Below are 22,494 nucleotides of genomic sequence, written 5' to 3'. Positions count from 1 at the left end.
GCTCTAGTGTTGCGAAGGTCTGGGATCGCGTGGTGAACACTCCCCCCACCGGTCTGGCCCAGCCCCGCAGTCTGCGCACCACCCTGAACGACCGGGGCCAGCGGCTCACGCCCCAGCGTCAGCGGGTGCTGGATCTGTTTGAGCGGATCGGCGAGGGCAGCCACCTCAGCGCCGAGGAGGTGCACCTGCGCCTGGTGCGCAGCCAGGAGCGGGTGTCCCTGGCCACCGTCTACCGCACCCTGCGGCTGCTGAGCTCCATGGGGCTGCTTCAGGAGCTGGAGCTGCCGGAGGGGGGGCGGCGCTTCGAGCTGGCGGGCGACGCCCACCGCGACCATCACCATCTGGTCTGTGTCCGCTGTGGCCGCACCGAGGAGTTCGAGAGCGGTGCTGTGCTGGCCGCCGGTGAGGCGGCGGCAGGGACCTTCGGCTTCCGGCTGCTGGAGTGCGTCCTCAACGTGCGGGCCCTCTGTCCGGCCTGCGCGGCTGAGGAGCAGGGCTGAGGGGTGCGCCGGCGCCGAGCAGCGGCAGTTGCAGCTGCTGATCGGCCCAGTGGGCCGCCAGGGCCGCCAGCAGGCTGGACCGGTCGCCACGGATGCGGAGCATGGGGTGGAAGGGGGAGAGGTCGGCCTCCAGGCTGGGGCGCGTCCCCAGGGCCGGCGCGATCCATGGCACGGCTCCAGGCAGCGGATGACACCAGTGGATGAAACCGGCGGGAGGTGCGCAACTCCTGAAGACCCGTGGCAGGGACCCGTCGAGCCCCCTAGACGGAGGGGGTGCCCGGAGTGGGAGAGGCAAGATCCGGTCTTCCCGAGCACGATGGCCGCTCCCGCCGTGATCGAACCCCATCCATCCACGGGCGATTGGGGCTTTCCTGTAGCCACGGCGCCCTGGCCATGAACCGCACCGGCGCCCCGGACCCCCTTCCCGTCCACCAGCTCCTTCTCTCCCTGCTGGCGACGGAAGCTCCTGTCGGGTGTTGGTACGAGCGGGTGCTGCCGTTCAGCGGCACCCTGCCCCAGCTCACCAGCCGCTGGAGGCATCGGCGCGCCGTCGTTGCCGTGGTGGCGGCCCTTCGCAGCCTGGGCCAGGTGATCTTCATCAACAATCCCCTCAGTGGCCTGCTGCTGCTGCTGGCTCTGCTGCTTCAGTCGCCGTCGGTGGCGCTGTTCGCCGCCTTCGGAATCGCGGCGGCGCACCTGGCGGCCAAGGCCCTCGGCAGCTCCTGGGACGACCGCCACAACGGCATCTACGGGTTCAACGGAGCCTTGGTGGGCAGTGCCATCGGCACCTTCGCCGATCTGGGTCCTCCCGGAGCTTTTCTGCTCTGGACGCTGGCGGCCCTGGGGGGTGGGGCGCTGAGTTCCGTGCTGGTCCACGGCCCGGGCCGTCGTCTGCATGCCGCCACCGGCCTGCCGCCGATGACGCTGCCCTTCTGCCTGGTGACCTGGGGGTTGCTGGCGCTGGTCACCCTGGCGGATGTGCCGCCGCTGCAGCTCCACGGTCCCGCGATGGTGCCACCGGCGGGATCCGCCCTGCAGGCCTTCCTGCTGGCCCTGCCGCGGGGCTTCGGTCAGGTCTTCTTCTGTGGTGATCTGGCCAGTGGCTGGTTGGTGCTGGCGGCCACGGCCGTGGCCAGTCCGATGGCGGCAGGGGTGGGTCTGATGGGGGCGGCGATCGGGGCGTTGGCGGGCCTGGCCAGCGGTGCCGCCGGCGCCGTCGGCCTGGGCCTCTGGAGCTACGACGGCGTTCTCAGCGCCATTGCCATCGGTGGCATCTTCCATGCCCCCACCAGGCGCAGCCTGGGGGTGGCGGCTCTGGCGGCCCTCGCGGCCAGCCTGCTCACCCAGCCGCTGGAGCGGCTGATGCCGCTCGGATTGCCGGCGCTCACGCTGTCTTTCATCGTCGCCACCCTGGCCACCCTGCTGGTGGTGCGCCGGGCGCTGCCCACCGTTGTGCCGGTGGCGCTGCACGCGATCCTCACGCCGGAGGAGCATCTGCAGCGCTATCTGGTGACCCGGCGGCTGCTGAACGATTACCGCTCCCGTCTGCGCGGGGCCGTGGGCGGAGGCGCCTGGACCAGCCTGGCCCCATCGGCGGATCCGGCGCTGCTGGGGAGGTTTGAGGAGCTGTTCGAGCGCCTCGACCGCGACCGGGACGGCCAGCTGAGCCTGTCGGAACTGGTCGACGGAATCGAACAGGTCCCCGGCGACCCTGACCAGGGCCCCAGCGACCCTGCGGCGGCCCTGGCCAGGGTGCTGGCGGCCATGGATCTCGATGGCGACGGGGTGGTGGACAGGGCCGAGTTCATCGAGGTGATGCTGCGCCTGCGCCGGCTCTGGGACGGACAGGAGCGGCTGAAGCGCTACCTGATCCCCGTCGATGCGGATGGCGATGACCGGCTCGACCCCGGCGAGATGGACCGGCTGCTGAGCAGCATCGGCCAACCACCACTCAATCGGCTGGAGCAGCGGGCGGTGTTCGGGCCTGAGCGTTCCGGGCTGACCTGGCACGCCTTCTTCGATCGGTTGCTGCTCACCTGAGGGCCTGGGGGCCGCCGCTGCGGCAGAGCGGCTTCGCAATCACCAGCTGCTATTGAGAATCGCTTGCAAAAGTGCCCGTGGGTCCTCTAGGTTGAGAGCCATTCGCAATAAGGCCCCTCCCTTCGCCCGATGCGTTACCGCTTCCTCCCCGACGATCCCGTCAGTGCCGTGCGCATGCCCGCCGGTCAGACGGTTCTGCTTGACCCCACCCCCCGCCCCGGCGGCTCCTGCCTCGAGGTCCTCGACGGCATCGCCCGCGTCTATTGCCCCTGCGAGGAGACCGAGGGGATGACCCTGGCCTTCCTGCAGCCCGGTGACCAGCTCCGCACCGACCGCCTCTGCAGCGAGGGTGTCTGCGTGGAGGCCCTCACCCCCCTCTGCTTCCGCAGCGATGCCGAGCCCCTCGAAGGCCATGGCTTCGATCCGGTCAACGAGTGGACCCTGCAGCTGCTGCGCATCCGCCATCTCGGCAGCGCCGAGCAGCGGCTCCATGCCCTGCTTTCGCTGCTGGTGCGCCGCCTGGGGCGCCGCTGCGGCCCCTGGTGCGACCTCCCCTTCCGCCTCACCCATGAGCGCATCGGGGAGCTGATCGGCACCACCCGCGTCACCACCACCCGGCTGATCTCCCGCATCCGGGCCGCCGACCTGATGCAGGTCCCCAGCGGCGAGACCAGCCTGCGCCTGGCACCGGCCCTGGTGGACGGCGCTCCCCTGGCGGCCTGACGCCCCCTGCTTTCAGCTTTCTCCTTTCTCCTCCCTTTCCCTTCGCCCCCATGGCCCCCTCCCTCGGCAGCCTTCCCGACGTCCCCGCTCCGATCAGCGTCCGCGGTCCCCAGCCCCAGGCCAAGAAGAAGGGCTGCCGCCAGAAGAAATGCTCCAAATGGAAAGGCGGCAAGTGCTGCTGCGGCCGCGACTGAGATCGCGCGGAACCCTGGGCTCCGGTCCGGCCGGGGCCCGCTTCACTCGCCCCGGCCCTGGCGTTCCAGGCTCGGCATCAGGGCGATCGAGGCGGCCAGCCCCAGCACCAGGATCAGCAGCGCCGGAATCAGGGCCGCCCCCACCCGTTCGTCACTGGCGTACTGATAGACGCGCACCGAAAGGGTGTCGAAGTCAAACGGGCGCAGGGAGAAGGTGAGGGGCAGCTCCTTCACCACGTCGACGAAGACGAGCAGCGACCCCACCAGCAGCGGACCGCGCAGCAGCGGCAGGTGGATGCGACGCAGCACCGCCAGCCAGCCGCAGCCCAGGCTGGTGGCCGATTCGTCCAGGCTGGGGGGAATGTGCTCGAACGAGGCGTCGAGTCCCTGCTTTGAGACGGCCATGAAGCGGTCGGCGTAGCCCCAGAGCAGCAGCAGCAGGGGGCTGAGCTGCAGCGGCCCGCCGATCAGCATCAGGGCCAGGGCCAGCACGGTGCCCGGCACGGCGTAGCCCATGCCGGCGAAGAAGGTGAGCCGCCCCAGCAGCCGGTTGGCCAGCCAGCGGCGGCTGATGGCCAGCACCAGGGCCGCCGCCACGGTGACCACGGTGGCAACGAGGGCCAGCCCCAGGCTTCGCAGCGTCAGGGCCAGCAGATCCTCCAGCGGATCGCTCTGCAGGTGATCGCGGCTCGCCACCAGCCAGGTGAGGGGAAGCCCCAGGCTCACCAGGGGCGGCAGCACGGAGAGCAGCTGGGCCAGCAGGCGGCGCCATCCCTGCAGCGGCCACTGCAGCGCGCCGGCACCGTCCTGGCCGATGTTCCAGCGGCGGCTGCGCTGGCGCATCCAGCGTTCGGCCCCCACCAGCAGGCTGACCAGCACCAGGGCGATCAGGGCCAGTCCCACCGCCCCCGGCAGGTCGCCCTCCGCCTGCCAGCGCTGCAGGATCCCCCGCGAGAGGGTGGGCACCCCCAGCAGCTCCACGGCGCCGAGTTCATTGACCACCTCCATGCCGCTGAGGGCGACACCGGCACCGATGGAAGGCAGCGCCAGGGGCAGGGCGACCCGCCGGAAGCTGCCCCAGGGGCCCACCCCCAGGCTGCGGCAGGCCTCCAGCTGGCGCTGCCCACTGCCCGAGAAACTCTCGGTGGAGAGCAGGAAGACGTAGCTGTAGGTGGTGAGGCTGAGCAGCAGCACGGCCCAGCCGATGCCGTGCACGCGGAAGCCCCAGCGGCTGCCGAGGTCGACCAGCACGGCGGCAAGCACGAAGGCCGGTGCCGCCAGGGGAAGCACCTGGGCCAGCCGCAGCCAGCGGCGGCCCGGGAAGCGGCAGCAGGCGGTGAGCCAGCCGTTAGCGGTGCCGAGCAGGGCCGCGATCAGGCCGACGCCCAGCACCAGCACCAGGGTGTTGCTCAGCTGCTCAAGGCCTTCGGCCCCCAGCCAGAGACTGCCGGAGCCGGCATCGCGAACCGCGAAGCCGGCCAGGGCCAGGAACGGCAGCACCGCCAGGGCGCAGACCAGCAGAACGGCCGCCGCCAGGGAGGCCCGCCGCATCGGCGGAGCTGTCCGGGGGGCTGGTGCCCGCTCCGCCGTTGCCGCTGTCGCCATCCGCTGTCCTACTTCCAGCCGTTCGATTCCATCATCCGGGTGGCCGCCCGGCTCCTGGATCCGATCTGCTCCACCGAGACGCCATCGGCCCGGAAGCTGCCGAACCGCTTCAGGATCGGGTTATCCCCGAAGCCCTTGAGCGGGTATTCGTTGTTGGCTTCGGCGTAGCCGCGGCCGCCGGTGGGGGAGGCCAGGAACTCGATCAGCCGGATCGCCGCCTGGGGATTCTTGGAGTGGCGGGTGACGCCGGCGCCGGTGATGTTGACGTGGGAAGGATTGAGGTAGACCACCTTCAGCCGTTCGGCCAGCTGCTTGTCCTGGGCGCCGCCTTCTCCGGAAAGCATGCGGGCGATGTAATAGCTGTTCACCACCCCCACGCCGCACTCGCCCCGGGCGACGGCCCGGGCCAGGGGGGTGTCGGAGGTGAAGAAGGGCTGGCTGACGTTGGCCACCATGCCGCGGATCCAGCTGCGGGTGGCGGCGTCACCGTTGAGGATCATGCGGCTGGCCACCAGGGACTGGTTGTAGGGGCTCTTGCGCTCCCGCAGGCAGAGCTTGCCTTTGAGGGCCGGCTTGGCCAGATCGGCGTAGGTGCGGATCGTGGCGGGATTCACCAGCTTCGGGTTGACGACCACGGCCCGCACCCGGCGGGTGAGGCCGTACCAGCGGCCCTGGGAATCGCGCAGGTTGGCGGGCACGTCCCGCTGCAGGGCGGCTGAACGGGTGGGCCGGAACAGGCCCTGGTCGGTGGCGGCATCGAGGCGGGCGGCATCGACGAGCACGAGCACATCGGCGGGGCTGTTCTTGCCCTCACTCTTGAGTCGCTCCAGCAGGGCGTCGTCCTTGGCTTCCAGCACGTTCACCTTGATGCCGGTGCGGGCGGTGAACTGGCGGTAGAGCTCCTTGTCGGTGTTGTAGTGGCGGCCGGAATAGACACCGATGGTGGTGCCGGCCTGGGCGACGGCGGGAGCCTGGGTCTGCGACTGGCCGATGGCCGGTTGGGAGGCGCCGCCGAAGACAGTGATCAGGGTGGCGGCCAGGGCCGCGGATCCGCCGACAGGCAGCAGCAGGCGACGACGGAGGAACCTGGACGAGGGCATCGGGAAGAACGGGTGTCTGCCCGGACCCTATGAAGGCTCCGAAGGGGTGGTCGGAACAAACGACGCGAAGCCAGGTATCAATGCTTACGCGCGCTTCGCTCAGTAGGAGCTGGAGCGGCGCACCGGGATGAGGGCGGGCTGCATCAGGCCGCCGCCGCCGTTGTCGTCGTCGGAATCCATCGCCATCCACAGCACCAGACCGAGAAGGGCGAGAACGCCCGTCATCAGGAGGAACTCGGTCATGGGAGCAGTACGTAGAGCGTCACCCTAGCGGCGCCAGCCGGTGGTTCCGTAGTGGATGCAGCACAACGGGACGGCGGTTTGCCGATCAGGCGAAGCCCTTGCCGGACGCGCCGGCCACGCAGGCCTGGAGCTGCTGGCGCAGGCGCTGGTGGTCGAGATCCTTGCCGATCAGCACCAGCTGGTTCTTGCGCTCCCCCGGCCAGTCGCTGTCGTCGATGGAGAAGCGTTTGCCCGCCAGGTGGAACACGTGGCGACGCTCGCTTTCGTTGAACCAGAGGATGCCCTTGGCCCGGAAGACCCCCGCCGGCATCTGGTTGTCGAGGAAATTCTGGAACTTGCGCAGGGAGAGGGGGCCGTCGCTGCTGAAGGACAGGGAGGTGAACCCCTCAATGGCCTGGTGGTCGGCATGGCCGCCATGGTCATGGTCATGGGCGTGATCGTGGCCATGGTGATGGCCGTGGTCGTGGTCATGGCCGGCTGCGGCCGGCTCGTGCTCGCAGTGGCCGTGGTCGTGGTCGCAGTGGCTGTGATCCTCGGCCCCGTGGTCGTGGTGGGTGCCGTGGTCATGGTCGTGGTCATGGCCATGGAGGTCACCGGCGGCGGGGGCCTGCTGCTGGGCCACCACCTTGTCGCTCTCGAACAGGCCCACGCTCAGCAGCAGGGGCAGGGGCACTTCGCCCTTCACCGAGCGCAGGATGCGGGCCTCGCTCTTGATCGCCCGCAGCTCGGCCTCCAGCCGCTCCAGCCGCTCCTCGCTGACCAGGTCGCACTTGTTGAGCAGGATCATGTCGCCGTAGACGATCTGGGCGCGGCCCACCTCCCCCTGAAGCGTCTCGGCGCCGAAGTTCTCCGCGTCCACCAGGGTGATGATCGAATCGAGCCGGGTGAGGTCGCGCAGGTCGCTGCCGAGGAAGGTCATGGCCACGGGCAGCGGATCGGCCAGGCCGGTGGTCTCGACCACCAGGTAGTCGACGGGGTCGGGGCGCTCCAGCACCCGGTAGACGGCCTCCAGCAGCTCGCCGTTGATCGAGCAGCAGATGCAGCCGTTGCTCAGCTCAACCATGTCGTCGCCGGTGGCGACGATCAGTTCGTTGTCGATGCCGATCTCGCCGAACTCATTGACCAGCACGGCGGTCTTGACCCCCTCCTGGTTGCTGAGGATGTGGTTGAGCAGGGTGGTCTTTCCCGCCCCGAGGAAGCCCGTGAGGATCGTCACCGGCACGGAGATGGGCCGGGCCTCGGTGGCCGCCTCGGTGGCCGCACCCGGGGTCGGGGCGTCCAGTTTCGTGCTGGTCATGGCCGGAAGGGGAACCGCTGTGGTGATTCTGCCGGCGCGCTCACCCCACCAGTGCCGCCGCGGCTGCTGGAATGGCGGTCTCCGTACCTGGCCCATGAACTCCAGCGAAGCGTTCGCCGCCATCGGCCTTGCCGCCGTGGCCTGCGATGGCGCCCTCGACGGTGAGGAGGCCGCCCTGCTGCGCCAGCAGCTGGAGCTGCGCTCGCCCTACGGCAACCTCGGCGAAGCGGTGATGGGGGCGATGTTCGACGGCCTGCTGGGGCGCCTGCGCAGCGGCGGCTGGGAACAGCTGCTGGTGGAGGCCGCGCCGGTGCTGAGCGAACCCCAGCAGGAGACGGCCTTTGCGATGGCGGCCCTGCTGGTGTACGCCAACCGCAGCCTCAAGCCGGTGGAGCAGGCGATGCTGCAGCGGCTGGGGGAACTGATCAGCGTGCCGGCGGAGCGCTGCAGCCAGATCCTCGATGTGATGGCGGTGCTGCACCGCGACAGCCTCCGGGCCTGATCGGCCGGCCTCAGGACCGGGTGCCCCGGCAGCGGCCGCATAGCCCGAAGAACTCGAGGGTGTGGTACATCGGCAGGAAGTCGCCCAGGTCCTCCCCCGGCAGGTGCAGGCCGTGCACCGGGCACTGGGGCAGCACCATGGTGGTGCCGCAGTCGACGCAGGTGAGGTGGTGCTCGTCCCGCTCGGTCGGGGCGTAGAGGGCTTCGCCGCTGGGCAGGTGGCGGCAGCGCACCAGGCCCCGCTGCTGCAGCTGGCGCAGGTGGCGGTAGACGGTGGCCAGGCCCATGGCGGCGGGGCCACCCCGCAGCCGGGCATGGAGGTCCTGGCCGCTCAGTTCGCCGTCGGCATCGCGCAGTTCCGCCAGCAGGGAGGCCTGGCGCGGCGGCAGATCGGGGGTGGTGGGGGCCTGCATGGTTCCGTTTCTACCCTGCCGGCAGCCAGATGGCCTGGAGGGCCTCCTGGGGAAGGGGCTGGAGGGTGAGGCTGGAGGCCTCGATCAGCACCGCCCGGGGGGGCGCCGGCGGTGCCCCGCGCACGTCCCCCAGCGGGCGCAGCACCAGCGCCAGCCGGTCGCTGGTGGGGTCGTAGCTGAGGCCGGTGCCGGGCTCAAGCTCCCAGCCGGTCAGGCGCCGCGAGGCCAGCACGGTGCCGCGCCGGTCGAGGGTCACCAGGGTGAGGACGGGCCGGCCCACCCCTTCGATCAGCAGCGCCCAGATCCGCTCGCCGCCGCGGCTGCAGGCCGTGGCCGCCAGGGCCTGGGGGCCGAGCCAGAGCTGGCGCGGGGCCACGCCCGGCTCCACCAGCTCCAGGGAACGGCGGAAATCGGGCCAGTGGCGCACCAGCAGGGCGCGCCCCGCCCGGGGACAGAAGCTGCTCAGGTCGCGGCTGCCGGGCAGGGTCTGGCGGCGGGGCGGCCGGGGGGGCAGGTCGCGCAGGCTGAGGCCGTCGATCTCGGGCACCACCAGGGCGCCCCCCTCGGGCAGCAGCCGCACGGCGCCGCTGGCCTCCAGCGGCAGCACCCGGGGGCCACCGCGCGCGGGCCAGAGGCTGATGCTCACCTGGTCGGGCTGCTCACCGCCGGACTGCACCAGCAGGTCGCCGCGGCGGTTGCCGCTGATGTGGGCGAAGACCATCTCGCCCGCGCCGATGGCCTCGGGGGCACCGGCCTGCACGGGCGACGCTGACGCCGGACGCCCGCGGCCCAGGGGGCGCAGGGGCTGCTGGCGCAGCGGCAGCCGCCAGACCCGGAAGCGGCCGTTTTCGGAGCGCGACACCACGGCCACGGCCTCGCCACCGCCGAGCGGTTCGACCATGGTGATGCGCGGCCAGACCGGCGAGATCGGCCGCCAGCGGCCGTCGTGCTCCCGCACCTGCAGCTGCTCGCCGCTGCCCGCCGGCACCACCGCCAGCAGCCGGGGGCGCGGATCCCACTGCCAGCGCTGGGGGGCCAGGGCCAGGCCGCGGCGATCGCGGCCGGCCAGCTGCAGCTCCAGGGGGGAGCTGATCCGCTGGTCGGGGGAGAGGTTCAGCAGCAGGGTGTCGCCGTCGCCGAGCCAGCGGTGGGCCAGGGGCGGGTTGAGGGTGCTGGCGGCCTGGAGGCTGGCCGGGTCCATGGGCCGGCTGAAGCGGGCCTGCAGGGCGGCGGGACCGGAGCTGGCGGCCACCGGCGTGAGCCGCTCGAGCCGGGGCGGGTGGTTCAGCAGCAGCTGCTGCTGGACGAGGGCCAGCAGAGCGGCCAGGGCCAGGGTGAGCGGCAGGGGGCCGGCACCGGGGAGGCGGGAGAGCGGGCTCATGGTTCCAGGGGCCGGGCGGGCCGGGGGATCGGCCGGATGCGGCTGGGAACCACCTCCAGCCGCTCGCCGCCGCCGGGGGCGGGCTTGAGGCCCATCACCCCGTCGATGGCCAGCCATTGGTCGGCGGGGAAGGGGGCCTGGCCGGCGGGCCAGTGGACGGGCAGCCCCACCGGGGAGGCATCGGCCAGACAGCAGCGCACCAGCAGCCGGGCCAGCTGGGGAGGCTCGCCCTCCATCGGCAGCACGAAGCCGCTGATGCGCACCGGATCGCCGGCAAACAATTTGGGGTCGGGCTGGCTGCGCAGCAGCCGCACCCAGTCGGTGAGGCTTCGCTGGGCGGGCGGCAACACGAAGCTGAGCTCGCTTTCGGCGGTCTCGTCGCGGGGGCGCTGGCCGGCCAGGTCGGCGAAGGAGGGGGCCGGCGGCAGCAGCAGCACCAGCAGGGCGATGGCGGCGGTGAGCAGCAGGGTGCGGGCCTGGCGCCGGTCGCCCCGCTCCTGCCGGCCGGGCCCGAAGGCCAGGCGCAACTGCAGCAGGGCGACGAGCAGCAGCAGCAGGCCGGCCAGGGCCACCAGGGGGTGGAACACGGCCCGCAGGAGGAGGTCGAGGCGGCCGTCGACGCTGCTGACAAGCATCACCAGGGCCCAGAGGCCGAGGCTGGCGGCGCGCCAGAGGGCGGCCCGCTGCAGGAGGGGGGGAGTCACAGGCGCCACAGGTTCACCCACTGGCCGATCAGCAGCACCATCAGGGCGGCCCCGGCGGTGGTGAGCACCAGGCCGCGGGGGCGGAACAGCAGCCCGAGCAGGCTGACGAGTTTGAGGTCGATCACCGGACCCAGGAGCAGGAAGGCGAGCAGGGCCCCGGGGGTGACCTGGGCGGCGAAGCTGAGGGCCAGGAACGCATCCACGCTCGAGCACACCGACACCACCAGGGCCAGCAGCATCAGGGCCAGGATCGAGAGGGTGGGGGCGCCGCCCACCGCCAGCAGCCAGCTGCGGGGCACGAAGGACTGCACCAGGGCGGCGATGACGCTGCCCATCACCAGCAGCAGGGCCAGGTAGAGGAACTCCTGGCTGGCGTGCTTCATCAGCTCGGCCAGGGGCGGCCGCACCGGGGCGGCTTCGGCGCTGAGGGCCGAGGGTGGCGGGGCCCCCACCAGGCCGCTGGAGCGCTCCAGCAGCCCCACCGCCGCCAGGGGCTGGTGCAGGCGCCGTTCGGCCAGCAGGTCGGCCTGGAGCAGCTGGGGCTCGCCCACCAGCCCCAGCAGCAGGGCCAGGCCCACGGCCACCACCACGGCGCCGAGGGGGCGGGCCAGCAGCAGCCAGGGCTGGTCGGGGAAGGCGGCCCAGGTGCTGGCGATCACGATCGGGTTGAGCACGGGGGCGGCGAACAGGAAGCCGAGGCCGGCGCCGAGGGGCGCGCCGCCGCTGAGCATGCGGCGGGCCACCGGCACGTTGCCGCATTCGCAGGCGGGCAGGGCGAAACCGAGGGCGGCGCCGGTGAGGGGCCCCAGCAGGGGGTGGGACGGCAGCCGCCGCAGCCAGCGGCCGCCCGGGGCGAACCAGCGTGCGCCGGCGGAGATCAGCACGCCGATCAGCAGGAAGGGCAGCGCCTCGATCAGCAGCCCCTGGAACAGGGCCCAGGCGGTGGCCAGACGGGTGAGGATCACGGCGCCGGCCAGGGCTCCGGGCTGGTGGTGGCGCCGGCTTCGAACCAGTCGGGGATGGCGGTGAAGCGGGCGGCGTTGGCCTCGTTCTCGCGGGCCTCGACGCGCCAGCAGCAGCTGCGGCCGCCATCCCGCTGGTGCAGCATCTCGTTGGCCCAGCCCCAGGCCAGCTCGGCGCTGGCCTCCATGCCCACGTTGGCCATCACCCGCAGGTCGAGGGCGCCCTGGTCATGCAGGGCCTGCCACTGGGCCAGCAGGGGGTCGTCGTGGTTGACCAGGAAGGTGTGGTCGAACTGGGCCTCGAGGCGGGCCCGCAGGGGCTGGAGGCTGGAGAAGTCGACCACGAAACCGTGGACGTCGAGGTGGTGGGCGGCGAACCAGAAGGTGAAGCTGCGGCTGTAGCCGTGTACGAAACGGCAGTGGCCCGGGTGGCGCCACTGGCGATGGCAGCAGGGGAAGCCGCCGTAGCTCTTGCTGCAGGTGTGGGCCGCGGGGGTGGACATGGGGGAGGATCACTGCAGCTGACGTCGCGTCCCTTGGGGGCTCCATCCGCCGCTTCCCCTGGATCCTGTCATCCGCCGTCACCCGGTGGGGGGGGCCAGCTGGCGGGCCCTGAGCTGATCGCCACGCTGCGCTTCGACGGGGCGGGGCTGATCCCGGCGGTGGCCCAGGACTGGCTGGACGGGGCGGTGCTGATGGTGGCCTGGATGAACCGGGAGGCGATCGAGCGCAGCCTGGCCACGGGCGAGGTGCACTACTGGAGCCGCTCGCGGCAGGAGCTGTGGCACAAGGGGGCCACCAGCGGCCATTTTCAGAAGCTCAGGGGGCTCCGCTACGACTGCGACGCCGACGTGCTGCTGCTGACGATCGAGCAGGTGGGCCAGGTGGCCTGCCACACCGGCGCCCGCAGCTGCTTCTACGAGGAAGGCGAAACGGCCACACCCGGCGGACCCGACGCCCTGCCGCCGCCGGCGGACGTGTGCACCGAACTGGCGCGGGTGATCAACGGGCGCAGGGAGCGGCCGGAGCCGGGCAGCTACACGAACAAGTTGCTGGAGGGCGGCGACAACCGCATCCTCAAGAAGATCGGCGAGGAGAGTGCCGAATTCGTGATGGCCTGCAAGGACGACGACCCGGCCGCGATCGCCGGCGAGGCGGCCGATCTGATTTTTCATGTGCAGGTGGCCCTGGCCCACCACGGCGTCGACTGGCGCCGGGTGCAGGAGGTGCTGGCCGAGCGGCGCGGGGCGCCCAGGCGCGAATGAGCCGCCTGCAGCGGGAACTGGCCTGCCGGCGGCGGCTGAGCGATGGATCGGGCGAACGCTGGCTGTGGGCCCTGGGCTCGAGCCTGCCCTGGGTGGGGCTGGCGGTGCTGCTGCTGCACGCCCTGACGCGCCGCACGATCACACCGTTTCTCTATGGCCTGACGGCCCTGGGGGCGGTGGGCTTCCTGGTGCTGACGCTGGGGGGCCTGCCGGACGACCTGGCCAGCCGCAACCGGCTGCCGTCGGGCACGGTGCCGGCGGCGATCACGCTGATCTGCGTGGCGGCGTTTGCCTTCGGGCACCGGCAGGGGCAGGAGAAGGCGGCGGTGGAGGCGAAGAAGTGGCTGGAGCTGGATGGGTGAGCGGTCAGGTCCTGGGAGCGGAACCGCGACGGCTCACCGACGGCTCAGCACCCGGCAATGCGTCTTCAGGGAGCCCCAGCTGTCTGCGGATCAGGTTCAGGCTGTTGAGGGCACGGTCGAGATCTTTCTGGAATGCAGGATCTTTTGGTACAAGTTGGCGGTAGATCTCCACGGCTTCGACGGTGGGTGGAAGCGCTTCTGAAGGGCGTCCGAGCTCACTGAGAGCGATGCCCTGATTGAGCAGGGAACGAGCTAATTCTCCCAGGTAGTCGGAATCCTTCACCACCAGTTGGCGGTAGACCATCACCGATTCCAGGAAGAACGGGAGCGCTTTCGAAGGATGTCCTGACCAGCCGTGATAAGCACCCAGGTTGTTCAGGGCAAGTGCGAGGTTTCCCTTTGCCCGGGGTGTCTCTCTCGCCAGTTGGCGGTAGATTGCCACCGCCTCGATGGCGGGTGGGATTGCATTGGCTTGGCGATCCATCCTGCTGTAGATTTCGGCCAGCTTTCCCAAAGCACCGGCCATCTCCCCCCGAATGGCAGGCTCTCCTCTCGCCAGGCTGCGGTACAGCGACACCGCTTCAAGGCTGGGCGATAGAGATTCCGCGTTGCGTCCCAGTGCACTGAAGCCAAGGCTCAAGTTGGTGAGAGATCGGGCAAAGTCAGCCTGGAATGTGGAGTCTCGCTCCACGAGCCCCCGATAGATCTTCACCGCTTCCAGGCTTGCAGGAAGTGCCTCTTCATGCCGTCCAAGATCGGTCAGGCAGTTTCCCTGGTTGTTCAAGGTTCTGGCCAGGCCCTCAACGTGCTCGGAGCTGACTGCCGACAGTCTGCGGTAGATGGAAATCGCTTCGATCTGTGCTGGCAGTGCATCAGAAGGATGTCCCAGATCTCTGTAGATGTGGCTCAGCTGATCAAGAGCATCTCCCAGGCTGTTCTGCCTACCGGGGTCACTACTGGCCTGCCGGCGGACGATCTGGAGCATTTCCAGACTCAATGGCAGGGCCTCTGAGGGACGCCCGAGTTCGTGGTAGACCCCGATAAGGGTGTCGAGGGTGACGGCCAGATCGCTGAGGGAGGCAGGATTGGCTGAAGCCAACCTTCGGCGCATGTCCATGGCCTCCAGAAATGGCGGTAGAGCGTCTTCGAGTCGGCCGAGGTCGCCGTAGCGTTCTCCCAGATCATTCAGGGCATGGGCCAGGTTGGCCATCTCATCTGGATTCCTGATAGCCAGTGATCGGCGGATCGTTACCGACTCGAGGGTGGGTGGCAGCGCCTCTGATGGCTGGCCAAGCTCGCTGTAGAGCAGTCCCAGGACGTTCAGGGAAAGGGCAAGCTCACCCCTCAGGCCGGTGTCGCGTTCGGCCAGCCGGCGATGCATCGCCACCGCTTCCAGGATGGGTGGAAGCACCTCCTTGCTGCGCCCTGTGGCTGCGTAGAGAGGGGCTACCAGTCTCAGGGAAGCCGCCAGATCAGCTGCGCCATCGCTGCTGATTCCCTCCAGACTCCGGCGCAGCTTCACGGCTTCCTCGACTGGGCCAAGCGCCTCGACGAACCGGTTGTTGATCCAGAGAAGCCGCCCGTAAGCATGGAGGATTCGGGCCGTGGTGGCATCATCCTGCTGGGGATTCGCCCGCAGCCAGTCCACCACCTTCTGCTGCAGGTTCAGGGCTTCTCCGTCGGCTCCCGCGTCTTCCAGTGCCATGGCCTGGCGGATCCAGCCGCTCACCTGCGGCGGCAGCTGGTTGTCCGTTCGTGGCGTTGCCTGGGAGCCCCTGGTGTCGCCCGCAGTAGCGGGAAACTGCTGGGCGACGGCTATGGCGGGCACGGGTGTCCCGATGGCATGGCCCAGGAGCAGGGCAACCGCTGGAAGGCTTCGGCTGAACCACGGATTCACCACGGCAAGCACGGCGGCTTGATTTCAAGCTAGGCAGCAGGGCTTTGGCCGCTGAAGACGGGTGAAGGTTTGTCTCTTTGGCTCTGGGCGCACCAGCGACTAGGCGGCTCTGGGGCCAGAGCCCAGCAATGACCCTCGTGGGCCTGCCGCTCACCATGGCACCGGTATCGCCACCAAAGGTGGTACGAAGGTCACTGGCCGCAGCCTCGACAATGGTCTGGATCGCGACGCAGCGCTGAGACAAGGACGTGTCCTACATGGCCTTGCAGCGCTGATCCAGGACTTTGTGCCCCATTGTCAGCCGTGTGCCTTGATGCCTGAAGACCCTCCTGGTGCGGTAGATGCCGCCCTGGCTGGACAGGCATCGTTGAAGCGCTCTGACTTCTTCCACGACGGCCTCCCGAAGCACTGACGCGTGGAGCCATGGACCCCGTGACCGCCGCCGGGAAGCCTGGAACAGGACCTGCACGCGTTCGACGTTTCGTCATCGCTGGCCGATCCCCCTGTCCATCGTTAGGTTCTCAACGTGCAACTCCTGATGTCCAGGAAGTCGCGTGATGGCAATTCCACCAACGCGGATCATGGCTTCCAACCGTTGTGTCCCACAGTGTTTGAGGCAACCCAGATGGGCTTCGTGAACGAAGTGGTCTCGGATGAAGACATTGCCCGATACAACCTGCCGTTCAAGCCCGGTGATGGCCGTTACTGGACGAGGGATAGGGAGCTGGATTGCTACCTGTGGGGGGGGATCATGCAAAGCTACGCATTTGGATACGATCCAGAAGGGCAGTTTGATTTCTATCTCGAAGGAATTCTCTTGAGAGTTTACCTGAATATGGGTAGTGGATCGGAGTCATTCAAAGAGTCTCCGTACCGAATCGTGTGGAAAGAGGTTGCTCATATTCAGCCATTCGACCTTGGCGGCCTGAGTAAGCAAGCCGTGTTCTCGACATTGAAAGCTGCTCTTCTCGCCTATGGTTTTGATGGCAGGGAGAATGCGTTTGCTCCTATTCGTCAAGTGTCTTTTGAATTCTAGTAAGTCAAGAAAGTTAAGTCGCTCCTCAACATCATGTTGCTTACTGCTGAGCAGGCGAATGAACTGCTGGATACGGTTCACACTAAAGAGCAGCTTCTCGAACTAATTGACCGAGTTGACCACCGGGTTGATGGCCCCGTTACTGTTTTGTATAGTGGCTTTACTGGCGAGTTTCACTCGGAAGGAACTCGCAGGCTGCATTCGGGAGCGATTGCAGAGGCCCTGCATAGGTCTGGAAATAATGTCCGCACAATCGACCAGTCTGAGGCGGGTAAGTTCCTGAATCAAACTCAAGGCACACAGTTTTACAATGAGAAGCTAAAGAGAAAGTTTGAAGAGATCTTCAAAGACAATCCTGATGAGCTCAGGAGCTTCATGGATGGCGAGAGAATTGGAAATTCGAGGATCAATAACGGAGTATGGGATCGATTGTCTGCCAAGTACGCTGCTGATGCAGTAGGTGAGGTCGTCACATTTACTGGAAGCGCCGTTGACAACAGAGTATTCTTTCAGACTGAGCTTCCAATTATCCTTAGCAACCCAAACGTTACAAGTATAGATGGTATTCCCATAGAGGCTTTCCGGGGAATGACAATTGAGGAGGCGTTCTCCGTCATCATTACTGCTTCTGACGAAAGAGCTTCGAGGCTAAAGATTGCTGTTGATGCAGCTGGAAATCCAGTGATGGTGGATCGGCATTACGTCCTTGACGCCCGAAACTTCTTTGAAGACTCCAATGCGATCAATGGGAATGCCCCTCCCCCCGATACTCCGATGCGGTCGATGGCGGACTTCATTCCCCAGGAGAGGGTGGTTGCCCATCGTGAAGCGCTGAGAGAGATCCGAATAGCCCAGGACAATTTGGCTGTTCACTACAAGCGAGATCTTCTCAATCAGTCTCCTCAGACTCCTCAGACTCCATCGCGTTGGCTCAAGGCCATGGATCAACTGGGTCACATTGCTGACGTCGTCAGCCTTGCGGCCGTGGCCCATGATGCCAAAGCAGCAATGGATGCGGGCGATCCGGACGCTGCACAGCGGATGATGACCCAATGGGCACTTGAGAATGCCGGGGCGATTCTTGCTGGTCGCCTGGCATCACTGGCAGTGGCACCCTTGCTGGCTGCGGGCCCGCTGGGCTGGTTGGCTGCAAGTGGCATCGTGCTGTCGGCCTCGATGCTTGGAAGTGCCTATTCCGACGAGGCTGCAGAGTTTGTGGCCGGGCACCTTGCCGATCTCTGGGATCGGGGACTGGGGGTATTGAGAAATCAGTTTCAAGCGGCGGAAAGAAACTATTCATGTCCCCTTATTCTTGATCTTGACCGCAATGGAGTGATTACATCATCTGAGCATGGATCTGCGATCCATTTTGATCATGACGGTAATGGATTTGCCGAACGGACGGGTTGGATCAGCCCGACGGACGGACTGCTTGTGCATGATCTTGATAGCAATGGTCTCATCGACCATGGAGGTGAGCTATTTGGCAATCACACATTGCTGCCGAATGGAACGAAGGCGGCCAATGGATTTGATGCTCTCAGGGCGCTTGATGGAAATGGAGATCGCTGGATCGATCAACAAGATCCAGTATGGTCGAAGCTGAGTGTATGGATTGACAGAAATAGCAATGCGGTTACCGATCATGACGAGATTGTGAGCCTCAGCGAGGCAGGCTTGCTGCGGCTTGGTGTTGACTATGCAGCATCAGATATGGTCGACTCTGAGGGTAACCGGCACCTTCAGATCGGTAGATTCCAGGCCTCTGACGGAACTCTTCAATCCATGCATGATGTCTGGTTTCAGGTCGACCAGGCACGAACCAGGTGGCTTCACCCTGTCTCCATTGATGCAGGCCTTTCTGCACTTCCAGATCTGAAAGGCATGGGTATGGTGCCTGACCTGCATCAAGCCATGGCTGCAGATCAATCCGGAGAGCTGCGATTGCTTCTGGAAAGCTGGATCCAGGGCAACACCTTACAGCGCGAGGTACTGATTGATCCATTGATCTTTCGTTGGGTGGGGGTGTCTTCTGAGCAGCTCAAGGCTGGCTGGGATGCGATCGATGGACGACTCGCAGTCATGGAGCGCCTGCTCGGTCAGCGCTTTCGCCAGGGCTGGACTGACCCTCGGCCGATTGGTCCGGCGGTGCGGTTGCTTCATCAGGCCTATGAAGATCTCCGTCTTCAGTTGGAAGATCAGCTGATTCTCCAGACGGATGCAAAGCCGATCCTGCAACGTCTTGTGACAGCAGATGGTGACATTCACTTGCAGCCATCGCAGCAGAGCCTGCAGTGGATCGCCAACTATCTGGATGCAAGCTTCCTCCAGTCATCAGACTTCCTGGGACTGTATAAGCTGACTCGATCTTTTCGAGCCATCGGAGATTCTGGATCTCTGATTCTGGTCAAATTGCAGGACTCATTCATTTCCGATGCAGCAAAAGGAAGCGTTTTCCAACGGCTTGCTTCAGGGCATCGCCTTTTTCAAGGATCATCAGAATCCAACTACTTGTCTGGTACGGATGGTCAGGATTGGATCGAAGGCGGAGCGGGCGATGACCTGTTGCATGGCGGCGCGGGTCATGACTGGCTGGTGTCGGGGAGTGGCAACGACAGCCTGAACGGCGGTGTTGGCGATGACGTGTATGTGATCAGCCAGGGAGGAGAGCGAAAAGAGATCAGTGACGTGGATTACGCGAGCGGCAACCGTGATGTGGTGCTGTTCACGAATGTGAATCCATCCGATGTGCGGTTAGTCGAACGTCATGGTTCGCAGCTGTACCTGCACTATGGACTGACGGACCGTCTGTGGGTGGAGCATTATTTTGCCTCGGAGGTTTACCGGATCGAGGAGTTCCAGTTCGCCGATGGAAGCCGCTGGGGCGATGTGGAGCTGCGGGATCGTGTGGTGGTGGGAGGAGCGACAGCCGGTGCGGACAGGCTGGGTGGCTTCTGGGACATGGTGAACCGGATTGACGCCCTGGAGGGCGACGATGCGGTGTTCGGCGGCGGATTCAACGATGTGCTGAAGGGCGGCGATGGCCATGACTACCTGAGCGGCAGCGATGGCGATGACCAGCTCGATGGCGGCAGCGGTAATGACCTGTTGCATGGCGGCGCGGGCCGGGACTGGCTGGTGTCCGGCAGCGGCAACGACAGCCTGAACGGCGGGATCGGGGATGACGTGTATGTGATCGGCTTGGGAGGAGAGCGAAAGGAGATCAGTGACGTGGATTACGCGAGCGGCAACCGTGATGTGGTGCTGTTCACGAATGTGAATCCATCCGATGTGCGGTTAGTCGAACGTCATGGTTCGCAGCTGTACCTGCACTATGGACTGACGGACCGTCTGTGGGTGGAGCATTATTTTGCCTCGGAGGTTTACCGGATCGAGGAGTTCCAGTTCGCCGATGGAAGCCGCTGGGGCGATGTGGAGCTGCGGGATCGTGTGGTGGTGGGAGGAGCGACAGCCGGTGCGGACAGGCTGGGTGGCTTCTGGGACATGGTGAACCGTATCGACGCCCTGGAGGGCGACGATGCGGTGTTCGGGGGCGGATTCAACGATGTGCTGAAGGGCGGCGATGGCCATGACTACCTGAGCGGCAGCGATGGCGATGACCAGCTCGATGGCGGCAGCGGTAATGACCTGTTGCATGGCGGCGCGGGCCGGGACTGGCTGGTGTCCGGCAGCGGCAACGACAGCCTGAACGGCGGGATCGGCGATGACGTGTATGTGATCAGCCAGGGAGGAGAGCGAAAGGAGATCAGTGACGTGGATTACGCGAGCGGCAACCGTGATGTGGTCCAGTATCAGAACCTGCGTTCCCAGGACATCACATCGACCGAGCGTCACGGGAGCCACCTGATTCTCCGTGACTCTAGAGGTGGCCAGTTGAAGGTGGAGAACTACTTTGCCTCAGAAGTCCATCGTATTGAGGCCTTCCAATTCACCAACGGTGTTGTCTGGGGGGATGGCCATCTTCGCGACCGCGTCGTGGTCAGTGGTGCCACGGTAGGGAATGACACGCTTGGTGGCTTCAATGACATGGCCAACCGCATCAATGGGTTGGACGGCCATGATCTTCTTTACGGGGGTGTCCTGAACGATGCTCTGACAGGAGGGAATGGCAATGACACTCTGCATGGGGGAGACGGCGATGACATCCTTGATGGTGGCGCTGGTCATGATGCGCTCCATGGTGGGAGAGGGCGGGACCGCCTTATCTCCGGTACGGGGAATGACACCCTTGTCGGTGGCGAGGGAGATGACACCTATGCCATTGTCAGAAGTGGTGCCATCAAGACCATCACGGACTATGAACCCAATGTGACGAGCAAGGATGCGGTGACCTTCTCCAATCTGCGATCCACTGATCTCGTGTCGACTCGACGGCAGGGGGGCAACCTTGAAATGAGGTTTTCTACTAGGGATCTGTTGGTGGTTTCGAATTACTTCGTCTCCAAGGATTATGGAGTAGAGACTTTTCGGTTCTCCAACGGTGTCACCTTCGGTGAAGCGGACGTCCTTGCACTTATCCCCCCGGTTTAGCGCTCTTCGCCGCATCCCCATCATTCGGCCTCGGCCGCCACACCGCCACCCCGATCACATCCGGCACCCGCCCCGCATAAGCCGCGAGATTCTCACTGCGGATCACCCCCGCCCCCTCCGCCGCGTGGATGGCATCCACCACCCCGTCGCGCTTCTCCAGGAAGCCCACGTGGGTCACATCCAGCCCCGGCACCTTCGTCACCAGCCCGAAGATGTCGCCGCTGCGCAGCGACGGCAGCACCCCCGGTAGCGCCGCCAGGGGGATGTAGGCCTGGTTCAGCACCAGATCCTTCTCCAGCTCCGTGATGCACTGTTTGTTGCGGGCCAGCTGCATCGGCTTGTAGCTCTTGATGTGGTTGCTCATGAAGTTGAGCGCCACGTTGCGGCTGCTGGCCCCCGGCAGGAACGGGGTGAGGTTCACCACGTAGCCGTTGCGCTCGGCCGCCTCGGCCCAGCGGCTGAAGTAGTGCTGCCGCCGGCAGTAGTCCACCTCGCCATTCACGTAGCGCAGCCGCCGCACGTGCTGGGTGAAGCGCTCCACCCCTTCGTCCTGGGTGTCCACCTTGCGGCTGTTGCTCAGCGCCAGCAGCTGCTCCACGAACAGGAAGCAGTCGAAGTTGCTGAGATCCAGCACCAGCTGCTCCTTCGGGCCGCCATCGAGGGAGAACCCCTTGAAGGGGTAGTCCAGGAACCGGCGCGCCAGTTGCACCAGCGCCTGGTTCATCGGCGCCCAGGCGGTGGCGTCGATCGCCTCCATCGCCAGCACCCGCGTTTCCCCCACGAATTTCGGTGTCGGATCCCCCAGGGCCACGCCCCCCGGCAGGGGCGGCAACGCCGCCGCCACGCGCGGGCTGGCGGGGGTGGCGTGGCGCAGCAGCAGGTTGGCCGCCGCAAAGCTGGCTCCGGCCGTCATCAGCACCGCCAACACCAGCAGGAGAGTGGGTTTGCGCATCCAGCCGCCACCGCCGCGGCGACCCTACAGCCGCCCTCAGGCGGCGCTGCTCGCCAGCCACTCCCCCAGCCCCACCGCCGGCTGCTGCGGGCTGCTGGTGATCTCGATGATGCGGCCGATCGCGGCCGGGTTCTCCACCGCATCCAGGCACACCCGCGCCACCAGCCGCCGCGGAATGCTGTCGCTCTCCTGTTGGTCGGGCCCGCTGAAACGGATCCCCTCGGCCTCGATCCCCTCCTCTGTTTCCTTCAGCCTTCCGGGGCGCACCACCGTCCAATCCAGGCCGCTGGCGGCCAGCCAGCGCTCCCCCACCCCCTTCCACACCAGGATCAGCCCGAACAGGTTGAGCGGATGCAGCCAGCGGCCGCTGCACAGGGAGCTCACCAGCACCACCCGCTTCACACCGGCCGCCTTGCAGGCATCGATCTGGGGCCGCATCGCCAGGGCATCCACCTTCAGCGGCCCGGCCAGATCCACCGACGGCCGCGCCCCGGTGGCGATCACCAGGGCGTCGCAGCCCGCCAGCGCCGCCCCGAGCGCCTCCGTATCCCCCAGCTCCAGACGCACCAGCTCCGCCCCCTCCAGCCCCGGCGGCACCGCGGAGCTCGGCCGCAGGATCGCCTTCACCCGCCAGCCCCGGCCCAGGGCCTCCTGCACCACTCGCCAGCCCGTCTTGCCTGAAGCTCCGGTCACGGCGAGGCAGGTCATGGGCGGTCTGGGTCCAGAGCATTGACGTCCATTCTCGTGGCCCACAGGTTTGGATGGCGA

Annotated in this window: 21 protein-coding genes; 9 read left to right on the top strand and 12 right to left on the bottom strand. The window is 66.8% G+C overall.

Features of this window, described 5'->3' with window-relative positions; all coding sequences use genetic code 11:
* The first annotated feature begins 32 nt into the window (after positions 1 to 32).
* The 4 genes from CJZ86_RS04775 (at position 33) to CJZ86_RS17080 (ending at position 3,457) form a co-directional block, all read left to right on the top strand.
* A complete protein-coding gene (locus CJZ86_RS04775) occupies positions 33 to 500 on the top strand; it encodes a Fur family transcriptional regulator (RefSeq protein ID WP_094584898.1) in 468 nt (155 codons plus the stop codon).
* A gap of 360 nt (positions 501 to 860) precedes the next feature.
* Entirely contained in the window at positions 861 to 2,540 is a 1,680-nt protein-coding gene (locus CJZ86_RS04770; protein ID WP_143594033.1) for an urea transporter, read from the top strand.
* 129 nt (positions 2,541 to 2,669) lie between these two features.
* Positions 2,670 to 3,263, top strand: coding sequence for a Crp/Fnr family transcriptional regulator (locus CJZ86_RS04765; protein ID WP_094584090.1), 594 nt, complete (start codon positions 2,670 to 2,672; stop codon positions 3,261 to 3,263).
* A gap of 50 nt (positions 3,264 to 3,313) precedes the next feature.
* Entirely contained in the window at positions 3,314 to 3,457 is a 144-nt protein-coding gene (locus CJZ86_RS17080) for a hypothetical protein (RefSeq protein ID WP_190612590.1), read from the top strand.
* Between the two features lie 42 nt (positions 3,458 to 3,499).
* On the opposite strand, the gene CJZ86_RS04760 is transcribed toward CJZ86_RS17080, so the two are convergent.
* The 4 genes from CJZ86_RS04760 to CJZ86_RS04750 all read right to left on the bottom strand — a co-directional run bounded on the left by CJZ86_RS04760 (position 3,500) and on the right by CJZ86_RS04750 (position 7,702).
* Complete coding sequence (locus CJZ86_RS04760; protein WP_094584812.1) at positions 3,500 to 5,008, bottom strand: ABC transporter permease; 1,509 nt, start codon at positions 5,006 to 5,008, stop codon at positions 3,500 to 3,502.
* Positions 5,009 to 5,070: 62 nt separating this feature from the next.
* A complete protein-coding gene (locus tag CJZ86_RS04755; RefSeq protein ID WP_094584811.1) occupies positions 5,071 to 6,162 on the bottom strand; it encodes an extracellular solute-binding protein in 1,092 nt (363 codons plus the stop codon).
* A 99-nt stretch (positions 6,163 to 6,261) separates the two neighbouring features.
* Positions 6,262 to 6,405, bottom strand: coding sequence for a hypothetical protein (locus CJZ86_RS17075; protein WP_190612594.1), 144 nt, complete (start codon positions 6,403 to 6,405; stop codon positions 6,262 to 6,264).
* Positions 6,406 to 6,490: 85 nt separating this feature from the next.
* Positions 6,491 to 7,702: a CobW family GTP-binding protein gene (locus CJZ86_RS04750; protein WP_233133843.1), complete on the bottom strand. Its 1,212-nt coding sequence runs from the start codon at positions 7,700 to 7,702 to the stop codon at positions 6,491 to 6,493.
* Positions 7,703 to 7,796: 94 nt separating this feature from the next.
* Here CJZ86_RS04750 and CJZ86_RS04745 point away from each other — a divergent pair, with 94 nt between their 5' ends.
* Positions 7,797 to 8,204 (top strand): tellurite resistance TerB family protein, encoded by a 408-nt coding sequence (locus CJZ86_RS04745; protein WP_094584810.1) that lies wholly within the window; start codon positions 7,797 to 7,799, stop codon positions 8,202 to 8,204.
* A 10-nt stretch (positions 8,205 to 8,214) separates the two neighbouring features.
* Here the strand turns inward: CJZ86_RS04745 and CJZ86_RS04740 are convergent, their stop codons facing one another.
* From CJZ86_RS04740 to CJZ86_RS04720, 5 genes are read right to left on the bottom strand one after another with little or no spacing between them, the layout of a single operon-like run.
* Positions 8,215 to 8,616, bottom strand: coding sequence for a Fur family transcriptional regulator (locus CJZ86_RS04740; protein WP_094584809.1), 402 nt, complete (start codon positions 8,614 to 8,616; stop codon positions 8,215 to 8,217).
* A gap of 10 nt (positions 8,617 to 8,626) precedes the next feature.
* Positions 8,627 to 9,997, bottom strand: a complete 1,371-nt coding sequence (locus CJZ86_RS04735) for an Ig-like domain-containing domain (RefSeq protein WP_094584808.1) — start codon at positions 9,995 to 9,997, stop codon at positions 8,627 to 8,629.
* Positions 9,994 to 10,701 carry a TIGR03943 family putative permease subunit gene (locus CJZ86_RS04730; RefSeq protein WP_094584807.1) on the bottom strand — a complete coding sequence of 236 codons (708 nt, stop codon included), beginning with the start codon at positions 10,699 to 10,701 and terminating at the stop codon, positions 9,994 to 9,996. Before CJZ86_RS04730 ends, CJZ86_RS04735 begins: the two co-directional genes overlap by 4 nt.
* A complete protein-coding gene (locus tag CJZ86_RS04725) occupies positions 10,698 to 11,666 on the bottom strand; it encodes a permease (protein ID WP_094584806.1) in 969 nt (322 codons plus the stop codon). The genes CJZ86_RS04730 and CJZ86_RS04725 overlap by 4 nt, the downstream gene beginning before the upstream one ends.
* Positions 11,663 to 12,166 (bottom strand): 6-carboxytetrahydropterin synthase, encoded by a 504-nt coding sequence (locus CJZ86_RS04720; RefSeq protein ID WP_094584805.1) that lies wholly within the window; start codon positions 12,164 to 12,166, stop codon positions 11,663 to 11,665. Before CJZ86_RS04720 ends, CJZ86_RS04725 begins: the two co-directional genes overlap by 4 nt.
* Positions 12,167 to 12,265: 99 nt before the next feature.
* Between CJZ86_RS04720 and hisIE the strand changes: the two genes are divergently transcribed.
* Both hisIE and CJZ86_RS04710 read left to right on the top strand, forming a co-directional pair.
* Positions 12,266 to 12,928 (top strand): bifunctional phosphoribosyl-AMP cyclohydrolase/phosphoribosyl-ATP diphosphatase HisIE, encoded by a 663-nt coding sequence (gene hisIE, locus CJZ86_RS04715; RefSeq protein WP_094584896.1) that lies wholly within the window; start codon positions 12,266 to 12,268, stop codon positions 12,926 to 12,928.
* A complete protein-coding gene (locus CJZ86_RS04710) occupies positions 12,925 to 13,290 on the top strand; it encodes a hypothetical protein (RefSeq protein WP_094584804.1) in 366 nt (121 codons plus the stop codon). The genes hisIE and CJZ86_RS04710 overlap by 4 nt, the downstream gene beginning before the upstream one ends.
* A 4-nt stretch (positions 13,291 to 13,294) precedes the next feature.
* Here the strand turns inward: CJZ86_RS04710 and CJZ86_RS04705 are convergent, their stop codons facing one another.
* Positions 13,295 to 14,995: a tetratricopeptide repeat protein gene (locus CJZ86_RS04705; RefSeq protein WP_233133842.1), complete on the bottom strand. Its 1,701-nt coding sequence runs from the start codon at positions 14,993 to 14,995 to the stop codon at positions 13,295 to 13,297.
* A gap of 817 nt (positions 14,996 to 15,812) precedes the next feature.
* Here CJZ86_RS04705 and CJZ86_RS16475 point away from each other — a divergent pair.
* Both CJZ86_RS16475 and CJZ86_RS04700 read left to right on the top strand, forming a co-directional pair.
* The gene (locus CJZ86_RS16475) at positions 15,813 to 16,223 is read left to right on the top strand and encodes a hypothetical protein (protein WP_233133841.1); all 411 of its coding nucleotides are present in this window, start codon (positions 15,813 to 15,815) and stop codon (positions 16,221 to 16,223) included.
* 33 nt (positions 16,224 to 16,256) lie between these two features.
* Positions 16,257 to 20,774 (top strand): calcium-binding protein, encoded by a 4,518-nt coding sequence (locus CJZ86_RS04700; protein ID WP_094584802.1) that lies wholly within the window; start codon positions 16,257 to 16,259, stop codon positions 20,772 to 20,774.
* Here the strand turns inward: CJZ86_RS04700 and CJZ86_RS04695 are convergent.
* A complete protein-coding gene (locus CJZ86_RS04695; RefSeq protein ID WP_094584801.1) occupies positions 20,758 to 21,726 on the bottom strand; it encodes an N-acetylmuramoyl-L-alanine amidase-like domain-containing protein in 969 nt (322 codons plus the stop codon). The genes CJZ86_RS04700 and CJZ86_RS04695 overlap by 17 nt on opposite strands.
* A 36-nt stretch (positions 21,727 to 21,762) precedes the next feature.
* The gene (locus CJZ86_RS04690; RefSeq protein ID WP_094584800.1) at positions 21,763 to 22,434 is read right to left on the bottom strand and encodes an SDR family oxidoreductase; all 672 of its coding nucleotides are present in this window, start codon (positions 22,432 to 22,434) and stop codon (positions 21,763 to 21,765) included.
* Positions 22,435 to 22,494: the final 60 nt, after the last annotated feature.

The sequence above is a fragment of the Synechococcus sp. BO 8801 genome (genome assembly GCF_002252675.1).
In the GTDB taxonomy this organism is placed as follows: Bacteria; Cyanobacteriota; Cyanobacteriia; order PCC-6307; family Cyanobiaceae; genus Cyanobium.
This window is presented reverse-complemented; position numbering and strand designations above follow the sequence as displayed.